Here is a 17,303-nt window from a genome sequence, read left to right as displayed (position 1 = left end):
CAGGCGGCCGCAACGGGAGGAAGACACGTGGCTGTTGTAGTGCTGGACAAGATTTGCAAGACATACGGGACGAAATTCCACGCCATCCAGGATCTCAGTCTCACGATCAATGACGGGGAGTTCCTGATACTCGTGGGTCCATCCGGATGCGGAAAATCCACCGCCTTGCGGATGATCGCCGGGCTTGAGGAGATCAGTAGCGGAACCCTGACCATCGGCGGCGAGGATGTCGTCGATCTCGCGCCCAAGGATCGCGATATCGCGATGGTCTTCCAGAATTACGCGCTCTATCCGCACATGACGGTGTTCGACAACATCGCCTTCTCGATGAAGCTTGCAGGAAAGAGCAAGGCGGAGCAGGCGAAACGGGTCAACGAAATCGCGAAAACGCTGCAGCTGACGGCTTTGCTGGATCGAAAGCCGGCGGCTTTGTCCGGTGGACAGCGCCAGCGCGTCGCGATGGGACGTGCCATGGTTCGGGAGCCCGCGGCCTTCCTGATGGACGAGCCGCTGTCGAACCTCGATGCCAAGCTTCGTGTGCAGATGCGTGCGGAAATCGTGAGCCTGCAAAGACAGCTCGGCGTGACGACGATCTATGTCACGCATGATCAGACCGAAGCGCTGACGATGGGCGACCGGGTGGCCGTCTTGAAAAGTGGAGTCCTGCAGCAGGTCGATACGCCGAAAAATCTCTACCATCGGCCGGTCAATGCCTTCGTGGCCGGGTTCATCGGCTCGCCGTCCATGAACCTGTTCGAAGGCCGTCTTGAGGATGGCGTGATCAAACTGGCGAGTTGCGCGATACCGGTACCGGCAAGCGCATTTGAGCGCGCTCCGGCTCTCGCCGCCTACGAAGGAAAAGTGGTCGTCTTCGGCATCCGCCCGGAAGATCTCCATGACGGCAATCTCGCAGGCGGCGCGCAATTTGCGACAATTCCGGCGGCCGTAAGATCGACCGAAGAGTTGGGTGCCGAGCTGATCGTTCACTTGAATATTGACGCCGTGCGCGTTGATTCCGGCGATCCGGATGCGGTGGAAGACTTGAGCGGCGCTGCAAACGCGGTGGCGCGGTTTGAGGCCGCGAGCGCTGTACAGCCAGGCGAGCGAATCAAGCTGGCCGTGGATGCGACCAAACTGCATTTCTTCGATCCCCAGACCCATCTTGTCATCTGAGGCTGCAGGTTTTTTGCAGGCCATACCCGTCGGTCATGCGACAGCTTCTGAAAGAGCGGAGGTTTCATTTGTTTACGAAAGTAAAGAAAAAATGCGCCGCGGGGAACGAAATTTGCAAAAAAATATCGACGCTGGTTCAGATGATTATGATTTTATATCAATGTCTTGCACGGACCAACAGCGCATTTTCGGGCAAGCTGAAGGTCGCCAAGACAGTTCTTCGTTGACAGCAATACCGGTGAAGGCCCCTACTTCGATCACGGTCGTGGGAGGATCGGATCAGCAATCGTCGAAATGGGAGGAATCTATGAAGGTAGGAAAATTCTTGGCCGCGATGAAGTCGGCCGTCGCCGTCTGGGCGGTGTGCGCGACTTGCGCCTTTGCCGACACGCAAATCGAATTCATCCAATGGTGGGAACCCGAAATGCCCGCCGGCGCCCTGCGCGCCATCATGGACGACTTCGAGGCTGCGAACCCTGGTATCAAGGTTACGCTGGTCAGCGGTCCCTATTCCGCGACGCGCGATCAGATCGTGGTCGGCGCGGCCTCCGGTACGCTCAGCGATGTCGTCGGTCTTGACGGCGCATGGGTCAACGGCCTTGCCAAACAGGGCGCGATCGCTTCGATGGACAGCCTGATGGCTGACGCCAAATATGATCAGACCCAGATCGCCGACATCATCAAGGTCAATGGGCAAAGCGTCATGTTCCCGCTCGCCTCGTTCGTCTATCCGGTCTTTGTGAATCTCGATCTGGCCAAGGCCGCAGGCGTCGACACGCTGCCGTCGAACCGGACCGAATTCGCCGAAGCGGCAAAGAAAATGACCAATGCCGGCAACAACCAGTATGGCTGGGTGCTGCCGCTGTCGCTGCAGAATCCCGGCGGCATCCAGAACGATGTCATGTCCTGGGTATGGGCGTCCGGGGCGTCGATGCTCAAGGACGGCAAGCCCGATCTCGAGAACGACGCGGTTGTCGGCACGCTCGAATATATCAAGTCCCTGCAGGATGCCGGCGTCATTTCACCCGGCATCTTCGCCAAGAAGGAACAGGACAAGGTCGAGGAATTCGTCAACGGCCGCGTGGCGATGATGGTCGACTCGCTCGCCCATATCAACCTGATCCGCGAGCGCAATCCGAAGCTAAATTTCGGCATCTCGGCTCTGCCGGCGGTAGATGGCTATGACGGTAAGCGTGGACTGCCCTATGCCTCCTGGGGCATCGGCATCTCCAACAGCAGCGAGCACAAGGCCGAAGCCTGGAAGCTTGTCGAATATCTGATGAGCCCTGACGTGAACAGCCGGCTGGTCTCGATCGCCAATGCCTTCCCCGGCAACGTCCATGCCAAGCCTGACTTCTCCAAGTCCGATCCGCTGTTCGAGGAAGCCTTCAAGATCTTCCAGAGCGGGCGTCTGGCCAATGAGTTCGTCGGACTGCCGGTGGCAGAGGACCTGATGCGCGACATGAACGTGGAAGTGCAGAAGATGTTCGACGGTCAACAGTCCGCGAAAGAGGCGGCAGCCAACACGCAGAAGCAGTGGCTGGTCGAATTCGCCAAGTGAAGGCTTGAAGAAATGGCGGCAGCGCGGGACACTCTCCCGCGCTGACGTCCTAGCTTTGTGATGGTCGAAAGCGATTGGAAAACCAAGCCTCATGACCCTCGTCGCTGCAAATCCGGTCGGAAGGGCCGCACGCATCCGTAAGCCCGGTTTGGTTTCCTACCGGTGGAAGAAGAGGCTGGCGCCTTATCTCTATGTCCTTCCGGCCACAGTGCTGTTCCTCGTCCTGATGCTGTTTCCCATGCTCACGGTCCTCAGATATTCGCTGATGGACGGCGCGATCATGAAGAAGGATACCGCTTTCGTCGGGTTGCAGAATTACGGCACGGTGCTGAGCGATTCCGTGTTCTGGCAGTCGGTCGGACACACGCTCTATTTCACCGTGATGAGCGTCATCTTCCATCTCGCGATCGGCCTTGCCTTTGCTCTCCTGCTAAATTCCGAGCGGATCGACCCGATCGTCAGGAGTATACTGCGCGTCCTCTTCATTTTGCCCTGGCTGTTCACCGCTGTGATCATTGCGATCATCTGGCGGCTGCTGCTCGATCCCAATGGCGTGATCAACAGCATTCTCCTGGAACTGCATATCATCGGCTACAAGGTCGAATGGTTCTCTTCGACCAGGACGGCGATCCATGCGCTTACCTTCGCCAATATCTGGGCGGGCTATCCGCTCTACATGGTGAGCCTGCTCGCCGGCCTGCAGGGCATCTCGAAGGAACTCTACGAAGCGGCGGGCATCGACGGGGCCAATGCGTGGCAGAAATTCCGCTACGTCACGATTCCGCAACTGATGCCGATCATCATCAGCATCGCTCTTCTGGATTTCATCTGGACGATGCAGGTCTTTCCCCTGGTCTGGATGACCACGGGCGGCGGCCCGATCTATGCCACCGAGATGCTGAGCACATTCACCTACAAGCTTGCATTCTCGAGCTACGAATTCTCATTGGCATCGGCCAGCGCCATCATCGTTCTCGTGATGTCGATGAGCGTCACATATTTCTACATCAAGCATCAGAAAGCCAGGTGAGCGGTCATGGCAAAGCGTTCATCCAAGAAATCCGTCCTGCCGACTTTGCTGACCTATCTCGGTCTTGCCGCGGGCCTGACCTTCGCCTGCTTTCCGATCCTGTGGATGTTCTTCACCTCGCTGAAGTCCAATACGGAAATCTTCGCCCTGCCGCCCAGGCTGCTGCCTGACGAGTTCACGCTTGTCGCCTATCGCTCGATCTTCAGCGACCCGACCAAGGTGCGCTTCTTCATCAACAGTTATCTCGTGGCCGGGGTGGTGACGCTGCTGACCCTGCTGATCGCCATCCTGACCGCCTATGCGTTCAGCCGGTATACGTTCCGGCTCAAGGGTACGCTCAACATCTTCATCATCAGCACCCAGACCGTGCCGCCGATCACGCTCCTCATTCCCTATTTCGGCATGGTGGTCGCCTTCGGCATATTCAACACCTATTTCGCGCTGATCCTGACCTATATGGTTTTCACCCTGCCCTATGCGATCCTGCTGATGACCGGATATCTGAACACCCTGCCCAGGGAGCTGGATGAGGCCGTGCTGGTGGATGGCGGGTCGAGCTGGACGGCACTCTGGCGGGTGATCGTTCCGTTGTCCGTGCCCGGCATCGTCGCGACCGCGGTCTACACGTTCCTGCTCGCGTGGAACGAATTCCTCTTCGCGCTGACACTGACCAAATCGATGGACATGCGAACCGTTCCGATCGGGATCGAGATGCTCATGGGCCAACATGCCTTCGAATGGAACGAGATGATGGCGATGAGCGTCCTGGGTTCGGCCCCGTTGCTGCTTCTCTACCTGTTCGCGCAGCGCTATTTCCTCGCAGGCATGACGGCAGGTTCGGTGAAGAGTTAAGCGATTGAGCGGAAGACGGAAATTGCTTTGCGCACATGATGGTGGCACGCTAGAGAAGCAGTTTACGAAGACCGATTAAGGCCGGGATTGCTCTTGTGAACTTGTCTGTGCAGGGGGCTTGAGGGTCGATAAACCGTTGCGCCACGGAAATAGAATTGCCGATGGAGAAGATGACCTTTAAAACCATGGACGAGTTTGCGCAGTCGTGCGGCGTTTCTCGTCCGACGCTCTCCCGGTATTTCCACGATCCGAACAGCGTCAAGCCGGCAACGCGCAAGCGCATCGAGGTGGCGCTCGCCGCGTCGGACTACCGTCCGAACCTCTATGCCCGCAATCTCAACCGCAAGCGAACCCGCAATATCGGCATTCTCGTCCCGGTCCTAACCGATCCGTTCTATGCCGAAATGGTCAATCGCCTGGAGTTGCTGCTGCGCGACGAAGGCTATTGGCCGATCGTCATCTCGTCCCATGGCTTGCCGGAGCTTGAGGCCGAGGCCGTGAACACGATTTTGTCCTTGAAGGCCGCTGGCGCGCTCATCGCGCCTCTCGGCCTGACATCCGACCCGGCCCTCTTCGAGAAGCTCGCGGCGAGCATCCCCATCGTCTATTTCGACACCTATATCGAGGGGAACACGCCCTTCATCGGCAACAACAACAGCCAGAGCGTCGCCACGATCGTCGACTATCTTTGCCGAACGGGTGAGCCGCCGGCCTTTTTCGATATTCCGCATGTCAATCACAATTCCGGAGAGAGATTGGCGAGCTATATCGCGGCCACGGAGTCGCACGGTTTCGAACCGATCGTGGTCGGCGACACCAGCAATTACAACTGGGACTTCGAACGCCTGGGCTATGAGCAGATCGATGCGATGATCACAGCGCGCAAGCTGCCCGGCAAGACCATCCTCTGCGCCAATGACCGACTGGCCTTCGGCGCCATGGCGGCTGCCTATTCGCATGGCCTGCGCATCGGCCGCAGACGCGGCTCCGACATCAGGTTTGCCGCCCATGACGACCATCCGCTCAGCCGCTACACCTGTCCGCCTTTGACCACCATGGCGCAGGACTTCGCAGCAATGGCAGGGAGCAGCGTCGAGACATTGCTTTCCATGCTCGACGAATCCGGCGTTTCATCGGACGTGACCCCACGAAAAATCAGCTTTGACGGCACTCTGGTCATGCGTCAGTCGGCCTGACCCTTGGCATGACGCCGAGATGAAAAAAGTCAGACTGGCCCCTCAGGCAAGCAGGCTGCGAGCCTCATGTTCGCCGAGCAAGGGCGGTTGCGTCACGGCACCTGCAATCGCCACAGCGCTGCGGCTTTCGCCGGAGACCAGGATCGCCTCCATGATTTCGAGAACATGCAAGGCGAGATCGCCGGAGGCACGTGGGGCCCTGCCGGTTTCGAGCGCACTGGCGAGGTCAGCAACGCCAAGCATGCGGTAGTTGGCGCGGTCGGGTGCGGCGTAAGGCCAGTTGTGGGCGCCGTAAAGCTCGCTCTCACTTTCGAAGTGCTTCCACTCGGCGCCCCGTTCGGAGAGCGAAACCGTTCCGCCGAATGTGTCGGGATCGGGCAGCCGTATCGAACCTTCCGTGCCGTGCAATTCGATCGGATGATTGGAGTGGCGGAAAACATCCCAAGAGGCACCGAAATTGACCGTTGCACCTGACTGGAATTCGAGAAGCGAGAGCACGTTGGTCGGCGTTCCGACCTTGAACCAGCTGTCTTTGAACGGTCCATCCGCGGTGATCTGCCGCTCTTCCTGACCTTTGGTCGCCATCGCCATGACGCTTTTCACCGGGCCGAGCAGATTGACCAGCATCGTCAGATAGTAGGGGCCCATGTCGAACACGGGGCCGCCGCCCGGCTGGTAGTAGAATTGCGGATTCGGGTGCCAATGTTCCATGCCGCGGCCGAACATGAACGCGGTACCGCCGACCGGCTCGCCGATAGCCCCTTCATCCATCAGCCGTCGCGCCCGCCGTCCGGCGGCGCCGAGGAATGTATCCGGCGCGGAGCCGATAAGAAGGCCGCGGCTTTTCGCTTCCTCGACCAGCCTGAGGCCTTCATTCGCCGACGTCGCAAGCGGCTTTTCGGTGAAGACATGCTTGCCGGCGGTAAGCGCCGACATCGACACGTCGTAGTGCACGGCCGGCACCGTGAGGTTCAGGACCAGCCCGACCTCGGGGTCAGCCAACAGCGCGTCGACGTCGAGCGCACGGATACCATATTCCTTTGCCCGGAGCGCTGACATGTCAGGCGAAATGTCGGCGCAGGCTCGCAATTCCACGCCATGAAACAGTGCTGCGTTTTGCAGATATGTCATCGAGATATTGCCGCAGCCTATGATCCCTATGCCGAGCTTCGCCTTCGTCGCCGTGCCCATATGTCGCCCTCCTCCCACAGATCACCATAAGTCGCCGGGCGCTCCTCTAGCGCGCCGGCACTCTTACCCGATGGCATAGAATATTTCTTGACGCGCGACAATTTTTTATGAAGCATGCGGAATAGAATGCTCAGCTCGCTTTGCAAGAGTTCGCTTGGCATGATCGACATTGCGACCTCTCAGAATCATCCTCGCGCGGCGTTCGCTCGTCGCGGGGGTTATGGGGGCCGGATCAAGGAATAGCGGATGCGCGTGCAAGACTTGAAAGTAGGCTGCCAGACATTCACGTGGGAAATGCTGGGACAATCCTGGAGCGGCGGCCCGGACGATCTTCTGAAGGCGATCTCCGACGGCGGCTACAAGGGCATCGAGATCACCGACACGATGATCGGCCACTATGCGGACAAGCCCGATGCTTTCGCCGCCAGCCTCGAAAAATGCGGCCTCGCGCTGGTGGCCTTCGCGATGGGCTCGAAAAGCGGCTTTACGGTGAAGGAAGAGCTTGCGAACGATCTGGAGAGCGTTCGGCGCTGGGTCGGCTTTGCCGGCGCTTTTCCCGGCGCTCTGGTTTCCATCGGGTCGGCAACGGTGGTTTCCGATGGGCCGCGCGACGCCAAATTCGAGATTGCTGCAGAGTTCTACAATCGGGCTGGCGAACTCGGCAGGGCCTCAGGCGTCGATATCGCCGTCCATCCAAGTTCGCACCACAATACGCTGCTCTACGATCGCGCGGACTATGACCGGATCTTCTCGCTTCTCGACAAGGATCTTATCGGCTGGGTGCCGGATACCGGCCATATCCTGCGCGGCCATCGCGATAGTCTCGACACGCTACGGACCTATCAGGACCGCATCCGCTACCTGCATCTCAAGGATGTCGATGCCCGCGGCGAATGGGCCATGCTGGGCGAGGGCGTCTGCGACACGGCTGCCGTAATCGAGATCGTGGCCGCCGCGCCGCGCTTCAACGGCTGGCTGGTGCTGGAGGAGGAATCGGACATTGCCGCCGCCGATCCCGTCACAGCCGTCAAGACGAACCGGGAAACGATGCGCCGCTACGGCGTTTGAGGACATGAGATGATCCGCAAGGAAGACCGACGGCTGCGTGTGGGCGTGCTTGGCTGCGGGCCGATCGCCCAGTTTGCGCATCTGGAATCCTGTGTGAAGGCCAGGAATGCAGACCTCTACGCGATCTGCGACGCAGCACCCGACCTGCTCGCGCGTATGGGCGCGACTTATGAGCCTGAGAAGATGTATGCCGATTATGACGCGATGCTTGCCGACCCCGCGCTCGATGCCGTCATCGTTGCCACGTCCGACGCCTATCACGTGCCGATGTCGATCAGGGCGCTCGACGCCGGCAAGCATGTGCTTTGCGAGAAACCCATCGGTGTGACGATAGAGGAGGGCAGGGCCCTGGCCGATGCGGTCAAGCGCTCCGGCAAGGTGCTGCAGGTCGGCCACATGAAGCGCTTCGATCCGGCGCTCGAGGCGGCGCGGGACTTCGTCCGCGACGACATCGGCGAGATTTTCGCGCTGAAGGCCTGGTATTGCGACTCCACCCACCGCTACACCAATACCGATGCGGTCCAGCCGCTGCCCATCACCAGCAAATTCGCCAGGAAACCGGACGGCAATCCCAAGGCCGACCTCAGGCAATATTTCATGCTCGCGCATGGCTCCCACCTCGTCGATACTGCGCGCTTCATGTGCGGCGAGATCACGGCCGTCCGCGCACGGCTGCTGGAACGCGCCGGTGCCTATTGCTGGTTCGTCGAAACGGAATTCGCCAATGGTGCGCTCGGCCATCTCGACCTCACCGTCGCCGTGCGCATGGACTGGCATGAGGGGTTCCAGCTCTATGGCGAAAACGGCTCAGTGCTCGCCAAGACCTTCAATCCCTGGTACCTGCGGGCGAGCGAGGTCGAGATCTTCCACGAGAAGGACGCGACGACCCGCAAGCCGCTCGGCGCCGACGGGCACTTCTTCCGCCGGCAGCTGGAGGGCTTCGCCGACACGGTGCTGACCGGTGCGCCGATGCGTGGCGCCGACGTCGAGGACGGCATCGCCTCCATCCGCGCCATGGTGGCCATCGCCCGCTCGGTCGAGACGGGCGGGCGCGTCGAACTCGCTTCCGTCACGGGCGCGGTCTGATGCAGCTCGGTATTTTTGCAAAGACATTCGCAGGCTCGGATGCGCTCCCGGTGCTCACCGCCGTACGCGAGAGCGGATTTGCGACGACGCAGTTCAACCTTGCCTGCGTCGGCCTGCCGTCGATGCCGGATGCCGTGCCGCCGGAGGCGATTGCGGCGATCCGGGCCGCGTCGCGCGAGACCGGCATTTCGCTTGCCGCACTGTCGGGCACCTACAATATGGCGCATCCGGACAAGTCGGTGCGCGATAAGGGGTTGAGGCAGCTTCGGTTGGTGATCGAAACCGCGGCTGAGTTGAAGATTCCCCTAGTCACGCTTTGCACCGGCACCCGCAATGCCGAGGACCAATGGGCCTATCACCCCGACAATGCCGATCCATCGGCCTGGCGCGACATGGCGGCCGAGATGGAAAAGGCGCTGGAGCTTGCAGAACAGAATGGTGTCGGTCTTGGCATCGAACCGGAGCAGGCGAACATCGTCACCTCAGCGGCCGACGCCATACGGCTGATTGGCGAGATGGGATCGAAACACTTGCGCATCGTTCTCGACCCGGCGAACCTTTTCGAGCGGGCCACGCCGGCGGAAGCATCCGATATCGTTGCCAGCGCGGTCGATATCTCCGCGGGAAACGTGGTCATGGCCCATGCGAAGGACCGTCATGCCGACGGTCGTTTTGCAACCGCCGGCCAGGGCATTGTCGATTTCCCGCGGTTCATCGCCGGCCTCCGCGCGACCGGTTTCGACGGCCCACTGGTGACGCACGGCCTCGCGGCCGAGGAGGCGCCCGGCGTCGCCAGGTTTCTCGCGGACCTGATCAGATGAACTCGATTTGGCGTATTCAACGGGACGATGCCCAACTCGCAGTCCACGATAGTGGGGCCGGCGAGCCTGTGCTCTTTCAGCATGGGTTGGGCGGGAGCGACGCGCAGGTCGCCCAGGTTTTCCCCGACAGTCCGGATTGGCGGCGCATCACTGTCGAGTGCCGGGGACACGGCGCATCGACGCTTGGCCAGCGGCGCCCGTTCTCGATCGCCATGTTTGCGGCCGATGTGATTGCGGCCGCGGATGAACGAGGCATCGATCGGTTCGTCGCAGGCGGCATCTCCATGGGCGCGGCCATCGCGCTCCATCTTGCCAAGGCATACCCGGCTCGCATCACGGGCCTGATCCTGGTCCGTCCGGCCTGGACCTTCGCCGCCGCACCCGAGAACCTCGCCCCGGTTCGCGAGGTCGCCGCACTTCTGCGCTCCCACTTGCCCGGAGAAGCCCGATCGCTCTTCGCCATCTCAGCCACAGCGGAACGGCTGCGCCACGAGGCACCGGATAATCTCGCTTCCCTGCTCGGCTATTTCGATCGCCCGGATGCGCCCGCCTTTGCCGAGGTTCTCGCCGATATCGCCGCCGACGGAACCGGTGTCACGTCGGCCGATGCGGCCGGCCTCGCGCTTCCTGCGCTGGTGATCGGCAACCGCCACGATGCTCTCCACCCGATCGCCGTTGCGGAAGTCACGGCAGAGGCGCTCGCTGACGCAGCGTTCCTGGAAGCGCCCGCCAAGGCGACGGATGCGGAGAAGCATTTTTCGGCGGTCCGCACCGCCATCGCCGAATTCCTTGCCACGAACTCAAACGATCGGAGCCCTGCCCAATCATGACACCGAAACCCCTTTCCGGTGCCGCCGCCATTGCCGCCCTGCCGCGCCACAGGCTGCTGGGCGAATTCTCGCTGTGGTCGGCGGATCTTGCCAATATGGAGCGCGATCTCGCGCGTATCGAACCCTATGTCGATCTTCATCACATCGACGTTGCCGATGCACGCTTCACGCCCGGCTTCCTGTTCTTTCCCGACTTCGTCGCGCGCATCGCCAAGCTGACGGCAAAGCCGATCCATGTGCATCTGATGGTCGAGGCCGAGATCGTCGAGGAACAGACGCGGCAATTCATCGAGGCCGGCGCGGATCTGATCAGCGTCCATGCCGAGAATGGAGAGGCCGGCTTGCGTGCGGTGCGGATTGCAAAGCAGCTCGGCGCCGCAGCCGGGGTCGTTCTGCGGTTGGAAACTCCGGTGGGAAAGGCCGAACCCTTTCTCGCTGAGGTCTCTTTCTTCACACTCCTGGGCACGTCGATCGGCGTCAAGGGACAGAGCCTGTCGAACAAGGCCTGCGACCGGCTGCATGAGGCGCGCGCGGTGCTGAGAAAGACGGGTCGGGAAGCGGCGGTCGTCCTCGCGGCGGATGGCGGCATCCGTGAGGAAACGGTACCGCTGCTGCGAGGTGCGAGTGCAGAAACCGTCGTCTTGGGATCGCTGGCCTTTGGTGCTCCCGATCTGGCAGGCCGTATCGCATGGCTCCATGCGCTGGAGAGCGGTGGCTGATGACCAAAGCTGCGCTGGCCTTCGACCTCGGCGGAACGGAATTGCGTGCTGCGCTCGTCGACAGCGAGGGTCAGGTCCTGGCATCCGATTCGATGCCAACCCTCGCGCAAGCCGGCCCGCAATCCGTGATCAGCCAGATCGAAGAGCTCGCAGCCAATGTGCGTTCCCGGGTTCCTGATGTCGTGCCTGTTGGCATCGGCTTTGGCGCCCCTGGCCCACTTGATCCTGTCGCCGGTGTCGTTATCGCTCCGCCGACTCTCGCGGGATGGAGCGAGGTGCCGCTGGCCCGAATCCTTGAAGACCGCTTCGATCTTCCGGTTCTGCTGGAAAACGACGCCAACGCGGCCGCCCTCGGTGAATGGCGCTTCGGCGCCGGCCGCGGCGCCACGTCGCTGGTCTTCGTCACTGTTTCAACCGGAATCGGCGGCGGCGTTATCGCTGACGGCCGGGTGCTGCATGGGCGGCGCGGTCTGGCAGGCGAGATCGGCCATATGACCATCACAGATCGGAGCGAACGCTGCTTTTGCGGCGCAGTCGGATGTTTTGAAGCCGTTGCATCAGGCACCGCGCTGGGGCGACGTGCATCGGCCATCACGAAACGCGGCGACGGTTCGACCCTTCGGACACTTTCTCGCGACGACGATGTAACAAGCCGTCATGTCGTGGAAGCGGCGCGTGGCGGAGATGCGATGGCGCTGGAGCTGATCGCCGAGGAGGGCCGCTGGCTTGGGATCGGCTTTACCAATTTACTGCATCTCTATTCGCCGGATAGGATCGTCATGGGCGGCGGGGTGTCCGACGGCTACGATCTCCTGCACGGCCACATCGGAAACACCATTCGCGAACGGGCGATGTCCGCTTATCGCGACGTTCCCGTCGTGCGGGCGCGTCTCGGACAGCATGCCGGGCTTGTCGGGGCCGCGAGTCTGATATTTTTCCGGCCTGGTTCTGGTGAAGAGGCTCGGGGGAGCCCTGTTTCGGACGAGGCGATGCAATAGGAACGAAGATCGGCGGTGATCGGCCTCTATCGCTCTCGCGGCACGTCTGGTGTCGCGGCATCATTCTGCGGACAATGTTCCCATCACCCATGCCATGACGACATTATCGGCAACCGGCCGGCTGGTGTCGATATCGAGGACAGGGCCGAGTTGGGTGGGCGCTGCGCGTTTTGCTAGCTCCACCAGCTCTGGAATGTATTCCGCTCCGGGATGCCCCGGAAGCCGGTCCTCAAGCCGCGCGGCATAGCGCTCTGCCAGAACCTCGCCAGGAGCATGGCACCAGATTTCCGCGATATCGGTCACGCCCGAGGAGGCGATATGCTCCTCGAGAAGCGACAGGGGCTGGAAGCCGAACCAGGCGTCGACGATGAAGGTGGACCCGCGTGGTGCGTCTCGGATGATCGAAAATATCGCCTGGTAGCTCGCCTTGCCGAGTGTCCGGTTGAACAGCCGGTCGACGCTTTCGATATGCTCGAGGAACGGGTTCTTGACCGTGTCCAGCGCCAGAATCGGCCAGCCCGTGCGTTGCGAGATCGTGTGCGAAAGGCGGCTCTTGCCGGACGCGGGAATGCCATTGACCAGCAGCACGCGTTTGCGGTCGCGCGCGCCCGACAGGTTACCGTCCGCCTCAAGAGCGGCTGCACTTGCAGCGAGACCCGCGCCGATCATACCCGCATCGTCGCCCAGCGCCGCTGCGCACACATCACAGTCGTACCAGCCTTCCAGTTTCGGCAGAAAGCCGAGGGCTTGGATCGCCGCCTGCCCCATGCCGCCGCCGAGCAACAGCACCGCAGGGTCGAAAGCGGCGGACAGCGTCCCGATCGCTGCTCTTAGCGGGGTCGCCCAGCGCGTCATGACCGAGAGCGCCCGCTCGTCCCCGGCGTGCGCGAGCGGAAGGATATCTTCGAAGCGGGTTTCGGCCGGATAGCCCACCTCGTCGAGATGACGGCGGAGCGAGGTTCCGGAGGATTCCGTTTCAAGGCAACCGCGCTGCCCGCACAGGCATTGGCGGCCCGCGTGATTGACGACCAGATGGCCGAGCTGGCCCGCGCTTCGCTGGCCATTGACGATGCGGCCGCCTTCCATCGCCGCGCCACCGATGCCGGTGCCGATCGTGAGCATCACGGCGTTTTTGACGCCACGCGCCGCGCCGACGCCGGTTTCGCCGATCAGCGCCATGCTGCAATCGTTGGCAAGGGTCACCGGCTTGCCGAAGGTCTGTTCGAGCTGCTGCTTGAAGTCGCAGCCGGACAGGTCGAGATAGCCGCCGGACAGCACCTCGCCTCGGGTCGCATCCACGCGACCGGGAACGCCGACGCCGATCGCGATGGTGTCAGGGTCGTCCATTTCGCGGATCAGGTCGGTGATCAGCCTGATCGCCGTTTCGCGGTCGCGGCTGCCGGCCACGATCTTCTTTTGCAGGATGGCTCCTGACGGCGAGATCCTTGCGGCACGAATGTTCGTGCCGCCGATATCGACGCCTATCGTGTAGTGCTGCGTAACCATGTCTGCCGCCGGGTCTCAGGCCGCCTTGCTGTGGCTCGCCCGATAATAGCGTGCAATCAGCGCCTGGATATCCCGTAATCTCGAAACGGCCGTCGTCGACAACTTCGCCTTGGAGGTCTCGCGGTCGAGCGAGATGCAATCCTTCCACAGCGACCGGCCGGCAATGACGCCCGAGGCACCGTTTTTCATCGCGGCCTCGACCTGGCCGAGGAAAGTCTGGTGATCGACGCCCGCCGACAGCACGGCCCACGGCACGTCGTCGGCCATTCGGGTGATCGCGGCGCAGGATTCCTCCGAACCGGGATAGGGTATCTTCAAGACTTTGGCGCCGAGCTCCAGGCAGGCGCGCGATCCTTCCTGGATCAGCATGGGGAGCTTCGCCTCGTAGTCTTCGGCGCTCTCGCCATCGAGGCGGTAGGTGAGAAACTCGACCACGAGGAGCAGGTCTTCGCGGGCAAAGTCCTCGATGCTCGCCTTCAGCGTCGCGAGGTTCGTGGTATTGGCTTCCGGCACGTCCATGCGCAGATAGACCATGATCTTGCCGCCGGTGCCGCCCAGTGCGCGCACGCGCCGCGCATCCACGCCCTCGACCATCTTCGAGATGCGGTAGCCTTCCGGAGACGTATCCCAGCCCGAGGCGTCGATACCGATCAGCAAGGCCGTATCGCGGGGCAATGTGCCGTCATCGACCAGTTTGGGCACGGCGCACATCGGATCGACCAGCACGCAGCCGGCATGCGAGGCGAGATGCAACGTAATGTCGGCCTTGGTGTCGCCCAATGTCTCGTTGCTGATCTTCGCCTGCTCTTCGGGTGTGGCGGCAAGCAGCGTGCGCATTCCGCCACGCTGGTCGCAGGCAATCACCATCATGGCTCCGTCGGCGCCACAGATCTGCTGGTATCCGCGCCGTTCCGCTGTTGTCATTGCTGCCATTGTACACTCCTGCTCAGGTCGAAAATCGCGGCGGCTTTTGCAAAGAAGGTGTGAAGGCGCCGGAAAAAGCCCACGCAACGTGGCGGTATTCTAGAACAGTTCCAAGCCAGGCTTTCCGACGCATTGCGATTCTGCTGTATTTCAGCGATAACTCCTTCAAGTCGCGTTCGTGTAACACGTTTCAGAAAGGAATTGCAAGCTGCCTCCGCTACCGTCCCAGGAAACTCCCGAATCGCGGGCTATGCTGCACATGGTCGCCAAGCTGCACTATGAGGCAGACATGACGCAGGTCGACATTGCCCGCAAACTTGGCGTTTCCACCGCGACGGTCTCGCGCCTGCTGCAAAAGGCCCGTACAGCCGGCATCGTCCGGATCGAGGTGCTCGATCTCGCTTCTCCCGAGGAGGTGACGCTGGAGCTGGTAGAAATCTTGGGCTTGAAGCGCGCGGCGGTAATCGACAAGCCGGCGACCGGCGTCCTCGGCGCGCTCGCGGCACCTCTGGGTAACCTGCTCAAGGAGGAGGGGCTGGGCTCGGGTTCGGTGGTCGGGATCGGATGGGGGCGCGCAATCAGGGAAGTCGTGAGCGCGGGCCTGCCGCGCATTCCGGGTGCCTTGATCGTGCCACTGAACGGCGGCATGCAGCAAGCGGCCGCGCATTTCCAGATCAACGAATTCGTGCGCCGGGCGGCCGAACAAACCGGTGGAACACCGAACTTCCTCCATGCACCCTATATTTCGTCGGCGGAATTGCGGGAGGCCTTCATGAGCGATCCGTCCGTCAGCGAGACCACCGATCTCTGGAACCGCTTGGACTGCTGCATCGTCGGCATCGGGCTCCCGCATGCCATCAACCCGCCGGAAGCGAGTGCCGCGACGTTGAACGAGCAGTCGCTCAGGGCGGTGGGGGACGTCATCCGCCATTATGTCGATTTCGAAGGTCGGATCCTCACTTGGGAGGGTGAAGACCGCATGATCGCGGCGACCCCCGCCCAATTGCGAGGTGCAGGTCTTTCGATCGGCGTGGCCGCGACGGTCGAGAAAGCGGCCGGTATTGTCGGCGCAGCGCGCTCGGGCATGATCAATGCCGTAGTGACCGACACTGCAACGGCACAGGCAATACTGAGTATCGTCCGCGACCGCTAAAGGGCGGCGATTTTCCGCAGGGCAGACAAGCGCGAAATGAAAGAAATTCGTTTCAGGAAGAAATTTCACTTGACGCAAACGAAAACCCGGGCATGACTAGAGGCGTCGCCGGTCTTCTGGAGGAGGAGGTCGGATCAAGCTTTTCGAACTCGCTTACATCAGGAGGAGACTATGGAGCGTCGTTCATTTATCAAGACCACTGCAGCCATGATGATTGCCGCGCCGGCCGGACTTGCCGCCGGTTCCGCCAGCGCTCAGGACAAGAAATTCACCATCGCCCTCATACCGGGCCTGACCACGGACGCCTTCTACATCACCATGCGCAAGGGCGCCGAGGCGGCCGCCAAGGCGGTGGGCGCTGAACTCGTCTTCCAGGGTGCGCCGGACTTCAATCCCGTCACCCAGGTTCCGGTTCTGGACGCGGTCATCGCCAAGCAGCCGAGCGCTATTCTTATCGCGCCGACCGACAAGACCCAGCTCGTACAGCCGCTCAAGAAGGCCTTTGATGCCGGCATCCCGGTCTTCACGGTCGATACCTTCATCGGAACCGGCGTCTACCAGACCGGCGCCGGCGACGCGGATTTCCCGATTTCCTACATCGCGTCCGATAACATTCTCGGCGGTGAAATCGCGGCGCGTGCTTTGGCGACGGCGATTGGCGACAAGGGCAAGGTCTACGTGTCCAACGTCAAGCCGGGCATTTCGACGACCGACCAGCGCGAGGAAGGTTTCAAGCGCGAAATGGCCAAGCATTCGGGCATCGAGGTTCTTGAAACCCAGTTCAACGACAATGACGCCAACAAGGCCGCCTCGCAGCTGCAGGCCGTCTTCGCCCGCAATCCGGATCTGGCCGGCGTCTTCGGCGCCAACCTGTTCTCCGCACTGGGTGCAGCAAACGGCGTGCAGCAAGCCGGTCAGGCCGGCAAGGTGCGTGTCGTTGCCTTCGATGCGCCCGGCAGCATTGTCGATAATCTCAATACCGGCCTCGTGGATATGGCGATTGCCCAGCATCCGGCCGAGATCGGTTATTTCGGGGTCATGGCGGCCTATGCCCACCTGACCGGAAATTCGGTGCCGACCGCCATCGGCACCGGATTTACGGTCATCGACAAGTCGAATGTCGGCGACCCCAACGTCGCCAAGTTCATCTATTCCGAATAAGCATCCTCCCGACGACTGGGCACCCGGCGGCGCG

The 17,303-nt window shown here is 61.5% G+C and carries 16 protein-coding genes; 13 read left to right on the top strand and 3 right to left on the bottom strand.

What is annotated here, in order from left to right:
• Nucleotides 1-27 precede the first annotated feature (27 nt).
• The 5 genes from AC2YI2_RS21885 (at nt 28) to AC2YI2_RS21865 (ending at nt 5,812) form a co-directional block, all read left to right on the top strand.
• Nucleotides 28-1,173, top strand: a complete 1,146-nt coding sequence (locus AC2YI2_RS21885) for an ABC transporter ATP-binding protein (RefSeq protein WP_487388604.1) — start codon at nt 28-30, stop codon at nt 1,171-1,173.
• Between the two features lie 307 nt (nt 1,174-1,480).
• Nucleotides 1,481-2,734, top strand: a complete 1,254-nt coding sequence (locus AC2YI2_RS21880) for an ABC transporter substrate-binding protein (RefSeq protein WP_487388603.1) — start codon at nt 1,481-1,483, stop codon at nt 2,732-2,734.
• Between the two features lie 226 nt (nt 2,735-2,960).
• Nucleotides 2,961-3,764: a carbohydrate ABC transporter permease gene (locus tag AC2YI2_RS21875; protein ID WP_487388661.1), complete on the top strand. Its 804-nt coding sequence runs from the start codon at nt 2,961-2,963 to the stop codon at nt 3,762-3,764.
• A gap of 6 nt (nt 3,765-3,770) precedes the next feature.
• Nucleotides 3,771-4,616: a carbohydrate ABC transporter permease gene (locus AC2YI2_RS21870; RefSeq protein WP_487388602.1), complete on the top strand. Its 846-nt coding sequence runs from the start codon at nt 3,771-3,773 to the stop codon at nt 4,614-4,616.
• A gap of 161 nt (nt 4,617-4,777) precedes the next feature.
• A complete protein-coding gene (locus tag AC2YI2_RS21865; protein ID WP_487388601.1) occupies nt 4,778-5,812 on the top strand; it encodes a LacI family DNA-binding transcriptional regulator in 1,035 nt (344 codons plus the stop codon).
• Nucleotides 5,813-5,854: 42 nt separating this feature from the next.
• Here AC2YI2_RS21865 and AC2YI2_RS21860 read toward each other — a convergent pair whose 3' ends face one another.
• Entirely contained in the window at nt 5,855-7,003 is a 1,149-nt protein-coding gene (locus AC2YI2_RS21860; RefSeq protein WP_487388600.1) for a Gfo/Idh/MocA family protein, read from the bottom strand.
• Between the two features lie 246 nt (nt 7,004-7,249).
• On the opposite strand from AC2YI2_RS21860, the gene AC2YI2_RS21855 reads away from it, so the two are divergent.
• The 6 genes from AC2YI2_RS21855 to AC2YI2_RS21830 are packed head-to-tail and all read left to right on the top strand — an operon-like array spanning nt 7,250 to nt 12,525.
• The gene (locus AC2YI2_RS21855) at nt 7,250-8,071 is read left to right on the top strand and encodes a sugar phosphate isomerase/epimerase family protein (RefSeq protein ID WP_487388599.1); all 822 of its coding nucleotides are present in this window, start codon (nt 7,250-7,252) and stop codon (nt 8,069-8,071) included.
• A gap of 9 nt (nt 8,072-8,080) precedes the next feature.
• A complete protein-coding gene (locus tag AC2YI2_RS21850; RefSeq protein ID WP_487388598.1) occupies nt 8,081-9,157 on the top strand; it encodes a Gfo/Idh/MocA family protein in 1,077 nt (358 codons plus the stop codon).
• The gene (locus AC2YI2_RS21845; RefSeq protein WP_487388597.1) at nt 9,157-9,978 is read left to right on the top strand and encodes a sugar phosphate isomerase/epimerase family protein; all 822 of its coding nucleotides are present in this window, start codon (nt 9,157-9,159) and stop codon (nt 9,976-9,978) included. The genes AC2YI2_RS21850 and AC2YI2_RS21845 overlap by 1 nt, the downstream gene beginning before the upstream one ends.
• Complete coding sequence (locus AC2YI2_RS21840) at nt 9,975-10,808, top strand: alpha/beta fold hydrolase (protein ID WP_487388596.1); 834 nt, start codon at nt 9,975-9,977, stop codon at nt 10,806-10,808. Before AC2YI2_RS21845 ends, AC2YI2_RS21840 begins: the two co-directional genes overlap by 4 nt.
• Nucleotides 10,805-11,527 carry a ribulose-phosphate 3-epimerase gene (locus AC2YI2_RS21835; RefSeq protein WP_487388595.1) on the top strand — a complete coding sequence of 241 codons (723 nt, stop codon included), beginning with the start codon at nt 10,805-10,807 and terminating at the stop codon, nt 11,525-11,527. Before AC2YI2_RS21840 ends, AC2YI2_RS21835 begins: the two co-directional genes overlap by 4 nt.
• Nucleotides 11,527-12,525: an ROK family protein gene (locus AC2YI2_RS21830; protein WP_487388594.1), complete on the top strand. Its 999-nt coding sequence runs from the start codon at nt 11,527-11,529 to the stop codon at nt 12,523-12,525. The genes AC2YI2_RS21835 and AC2YI2_RS21830 overlap by 1 nt, the downstream gene beginning before the upstream one ends.
• 60 nt (nt 12,526-12,585) lie before the next feature.
• Here the strand turns inward: AC2YI2_RS21830 and AC2YI2_RS21825 are convergent, their stop codons facing one another.
• Nucleotides 12,586-14,031, bottom strand: coding sequence for an ROK family protein (locus tag AC2YI2_RS21825; RefSeq protein ID WP_487388593.1), 1,446 nt, complete (start codon nt 14,029-14,031; stop codon nt 12,586-12,588).
• Nucleotides 14,032-14,046: 15 nt separating this feature from the next.
• Nucleotides 14,047-14,964, bottom strand: coding sequence for a tagatose-bisphosphate aldolase (locus AC2YI2_RS21820; RefSeq protein WP_487388592.1), 918 nt, complete (start codon nt 14,962-14,964; stop codon nt 14,047-14,049).
• A 241-nt stretch (nt 14,965-15,205) separates the two neighbouring features.
• Between AC2YI2_RS21820 and AC2YI2_RS21815 the strand changes: the two genes are divergently transcribed.
• Both AC2YI2_RS21815 and AC2YI2_RS21810 read left to right on the top strand, forming a co-directional pair.
• Entirely contained in the window at nt 15,206-16,108 is a 903-nt protein-coding gene (locus AC2YI2_RS21815; RefSeq protein WP_487388591.1) for a sugar-binding transcriptional regulator, read from the top strand.
• 171 nt (nt 16,109-16,279) lie between these two features.
• Entirely contained in the window at nt 16,280-17,269 is a 990-nt protein-coding gene (locus tag AC2YI2_RS21810; RefSeq protein WP_487388590.1) for an ABC transporter substrate-binding protein, read from the top strand.
• The last annotated feature ends 34 nt before the right edge of the window (nt 17,270-17,303 follow it).

This window comes from Rhizobium sp. SRI_017 (genome assembly GCF_057586295.1).
The sequence above is the reverse complement of the archived record's forward strand: the minus strand, read 5'-3'. Positions and strand labels throughout refer to the sequence as shown.